Below are 4,200 nucleotides of genomic sequence, written 5' to 3' on the forward strand. Positions count from 1 at the left end.
GGATATTCCAGATAATTGCATCCCATTTCGTCGATACATTCTGCCCGATAAGGGTGAGAAAGACCTCATAGGGGGATATCGAGACCGCACCAACCGAAATTGAGAGGATAAGGAGGAAGAAGAGTGTTACGATGCCTCCGAGAATCCAGAGCACCTTCCGGTGTGTGTACTTCAGGTAATCCTGCGGGAGTTCACCGTCATCGAAGTGCAAAGGATTATCCACCCCTTATATGCTGTTTTTGCCCATCGCAGTTCCCATACCTGCCGGGGAGCATGGAGTGAATACGATTATTAAAATACATTATACTTCCTCAAATCAATATAGGGATGTTGGGTAAATAAGCATATTCATTTTTCGCTTCTTCTGAACAATTCAATTAAATATCGATTTTTTACTGCATAATACACTTTAGTATGGAGAGTAGGTTGTACAAAATGGGATTATGTATAGCACTAATACAACCAGAATGCAGAGACAGAAGCAGTTATATCCGGGAAATTCGAAGGTGGAGTATCAGGAGAAGAACAGATCAGATCATCTGTTAAGGTTAGAGACGGTACGTCGAATGAAATATAAACATATCTTTGGCCCGGTATCTTCGTACCGGCTTGGCAGATCTCTTGGGATCGATCTCATCCCGTACAAGACCTGCTCATACAACTGCATCTACTGCGAATGCGGGGAGACAACAATGAAGACAGTTGAACGGGAGTACTTCTTCCCTGAAGAAGAAGTAATCTCAGAGCTCAGGAGCATCCTCTCCACCAGCCCGGAACTCGATTCGGTCACCTTTGCGGGATCAGGTGAGCCGACCCTCTCGCTCTCGCTTGGAAGTGTGATCTCAATGGTCAAAGAGGAGTTTCCACACTATACAATCAGCGTCCTCACAAACGGGAGCCTTCTCTATCTGCCGGATGTAACAGAGGAGCTGCTGTCTGCAGACCGGGTGATCCCTACCCTCACTTCAGCAGTACAGGAGACATTTGAGCGGATACACCGACCCCATCCGTCCCTCAAAATCAATACCATCATCGATGGGATGGAAGCGTTCAGAAGGCACTATACGGGCGAGATCTGGCTTGAGGTCTTCATCATACCGGGGCTGAATACCACCGAAGACGAGCTTCTCCGGCTTCGCGAAGCGATCCTGCGGGTCAGACCTGATATCGTGCAGCTGAACACCCTTGACCGTCCGGCTCCGGAGGGCTGGGTGCAGGCGGCATCAGAGACCGAACTTCTGGATATACGAGAGCTGCTTGGTGTAGAGGGGATTGAGATCGTCAACCGGAAACGATCCATCTCAGGATCCGGAGGAGGGGGGGGCGAGGGGGAAGAGATGATCGCTGCAATGCTCTGCCGCCGCCCCTCGACCATTGAGGATATCATCAGGATCACCGGGATGCCCGGCGGGGAAGTGGCAAAACTCCTTCGGGATCTGGAAGCGAGAGGGGAGATCAGATCCGTTCGGGGCGAACGTGGCGTATTTTACAGCAGCTGCCAGCTGAACGAGTCAGATCCGGAGGAGAAAAAAACCAGATAAAAGAGAAGAGGGGGGGAAACGCCCCCCCCTAATTGAATGGATGTGTTCAATCAGATCGGGATCTGTGAGAACCCGAGGTTTCTGTACGGACTGTTTAACTCATCAAAGACCGGCTTTCCAAGGAAGAAGGTATAGATCTCATCTGCCTTCTCAACCGGATTGATATCTGCAAACCGTTCAGGGTACAGTACCTTACCGATGTAATAGGCATCAGCAAGAACAGTCTCGTAATTGATATTATAATTATTATACGGAAGGACACCGTACACCTTTCCGCTCTTCATCGCAGAAAGGGTCTTAAGTGCCGGATCAGACTTCAGTTGCCCGATCGCGCCATCATTATCCATATCAATCGTAGAGATATCGATGAATATATACTCGGGATCCCAGTCCACAATCGCCTCTTTCGCAACATCGACATGTGCAATGCCAAGACCGGATGCAACATTATTCGCATGCACCCAGAGGAACGGCGGATATGCAGGCTCAGTCGAGATGATACCATGAGCACCGGAGAGACTCACACCCCCAATGTAGACCCGCTTCTGTTCAGCTGGCGGGATATCACCGGTTCGGGCTTCAAGATCCGCCATCGTTGCTTCGATATACTCGATCACTTCCTCGGCACGAGGTTCTTTTCCGATAACCTTCCCCATCAGGCGGAGTCCTTCATACATCTGAGCCTTCTCATCATCAGTCCGTAACGATCCGTACAGGAACCCAATTACCGCCACACCTGTTTTATCCTGAAGTTTATCAATTGCATCGGCATTTGTAGCCGATGGCTGACCGTCAGCACCAGTCTTAAAGACAACCTGTGGACTGATGCCAATAATCTTCTCTGGATCATCTTTTCCGCGGAACTCACCGAAGAGCGGAAGATCAACCATCCAATTCCTGTGTACAATGGCATACGATCTGCCTTCAATCGGACGAATGCTCTTTTCAATGCTATCGACACCGACGATTCGATCCTCACCCTGCAGGTACACCAGATACCTGAGGCACCCGGAACCTGAGCAGAGAACCTCAGTTGCAGGTACTGGAACGGTAACCATCCGGCCAAAGCCGTCAGTCAGAGTGGTCTCAACAGGTCCGGAAGCCGACACTACAGGACTTTTGGATTCACCCACACAGCCCGCAACTGCAAGGAGGCCAACAAGTACCGCCCCACAGATAATAACATACATGTGATTATTCATAATACCACATCAGATGAAAATAGATTTGAGATACACTTAAGGATACCCATTCTCTTTTTTCATCTGATTGAATCCAATTTTTGAATAAAGAATTCATATGAAAAAAAAGTACGAATGAAAAGAAGGGAGGCTCAGATCGGGATCTGAGCGAAACCAAGCCCTCCGTACTGGCCGGAGAGCTCATTAAATACCGGCTTTCCGACAAAGAAGGTATAGATCTCGTCAGCCTTCTTCACCGGATCGACATCAGCAAACCGGTCCGGATACAGGACAGATCCAACAAAGTACGCATTTGCAAGGACTGTTTCATAGTTGGTGTTGTAGAAGTTGTACGGTAACACACCATAGACTTTACCGCTCTTCGCAGCAGATAGCCCTTTCAGCGCTGGATCCGTCTTCAGCTGCCCGATCGCACCCTGACTATCCATCTGGATCGTTCCGACATCGATGAAGATATACTCGGGATCCCAGTCCACGATCGCCTCTTTCGCAACATCAACATGTGCGGTTCCAAGACCGGATGCGACATTATTCGCATGCACCCAGAGGAACGGTGGGTACGCAGGCTCAGTCGAGATGATGCCATGTGCACCCGCACTGCTCACACCGCCGATATAGACCTGCTTCTGATCGGCTGCCGGAATATCACCGGTACGAGCCTCAATATCTGCCATCGTCGCCTCGATGTACGCGATCACCTCTTCAGCCCGGGCATCCTTCCCGATCGCCTTTCCCATCACCCTGAGACCGGTGTACATCTCCGTCTTCTCAGCCTCATTTCTGAGAGAGCCATAAGCAAATGCCACCACAGGAGTACCTGTCTTCTGCTGAAGCGTGTCTGCCTCAGCTGCACTGGTGCCATACGCAGTACCGCTTGATCCACCCTTGAAGACGAGATCAGGGCCGATCGCAATCACCTTCTCGGGATCATCCTTTCCACGGTACTCACCGAAGAGAGGAAGATCCTTCAACCACATACGGTGTATCAGCGCATAGGGACGGCCCTCGATAGCATTATCTTCCTTCTCGATGCTGTCAACACCGACAACCAGATCCTGGCCCTGCAGGTACACCAAATACCGGAGCGTCCCGGAACCAGAACATAGGACACTCTCAACCGGAGTTGCAAAGGTCACCGTACGGCCGAAGCCATCGGTCAGGGTCATCTCTTTCTGCTCAGCTGCCGGACCTGAAGTCTGCCCTGAATCACCAACGCAGCCTGCAACGGCAAGGAGTGCGACAAGAAACACTCCACATATAATCAAACGAATGCGATTATTCATAATACCACATCATATCACTATCGAATATGAAATAACTTAAACATACTTATTTGATTTTTAGTGCCATAATTATTGACATAAAATACTATTAGTATTGGTTATGTCAGTATCATCCTGTTAAATAAGCAAGACCTGTACCTAACACCAATACGATCTCTTCTATATTAAACATAA

3 protein-coding genes and 1 pseudogene are annotated in these 4,200 nt (G+C 49.3%); 1 reads left to right on the forward strand and 3 read right to left on the reverse strand.

Features of this window, described 5'->3' with window-relative positions:
• Positions 1 to 211 (reverse strand): annotated as a pseudogene (locus Q7V06_RS09150) (iron ABC transporter permease); the annotation flags it as partial.
• Between the two features lie 355 nt (positions 212 to 566).
• Between Q7V06_RS09150 and Q7V06_RS09155 the strand changes: the two are divergent.
• Entirely contained in the window at positions 567 to 1,541 is a 975-nt protein-coding gene (locus Q7V06_RS09155; RefSeq protein WP_304840797.1) for a radical SAM protein, read from the forward strand.
• Positions 1,542 to 1,591: 50 nt separating this feature from the next.
• Here the strand turns inward: Q7V06_RS09155 and Q7V06_RS09160 are convergent, their stop codons facing one another.
• Complete coding sequence (locus Q7V06_RS09160; RefSeq protein WP_304840799.1) at positions 1,592 to 2,731, reverse strand: iron ABC transporter substrate-binding protein; 1,140 nt, start codon at positions 2,729 to 2,731, stop codon at positions 1,592 to 1,594.
• A 143-nt stretch (positions 2,732 to 2,874) separates the two neighbouring features.
• A complete protein-coding gene (locus Q7V06_RS09165) occupies positions 2,875 to 4,026 on the reverse strand; it encodes an iron ABC transporter substrate-binding protein (protein WP_304840801.1) in 1,152 nt (383 codons plus the stop codon).
• Between the last annotated feature and the right edge of the window lie 174 nt (positions 4,027 to 4,200).

The sequence above is a fragment of the Methanocalculus sp. genome (assembly GCF_030651615.1).
In the GTDB taxonomy this organism is placed as follows: domain Archaea; phylum Halobacteriota; class Methanomicrobia; order Methanomicrobiales; family Methanocorpusculaceae; genus Methanocalculus.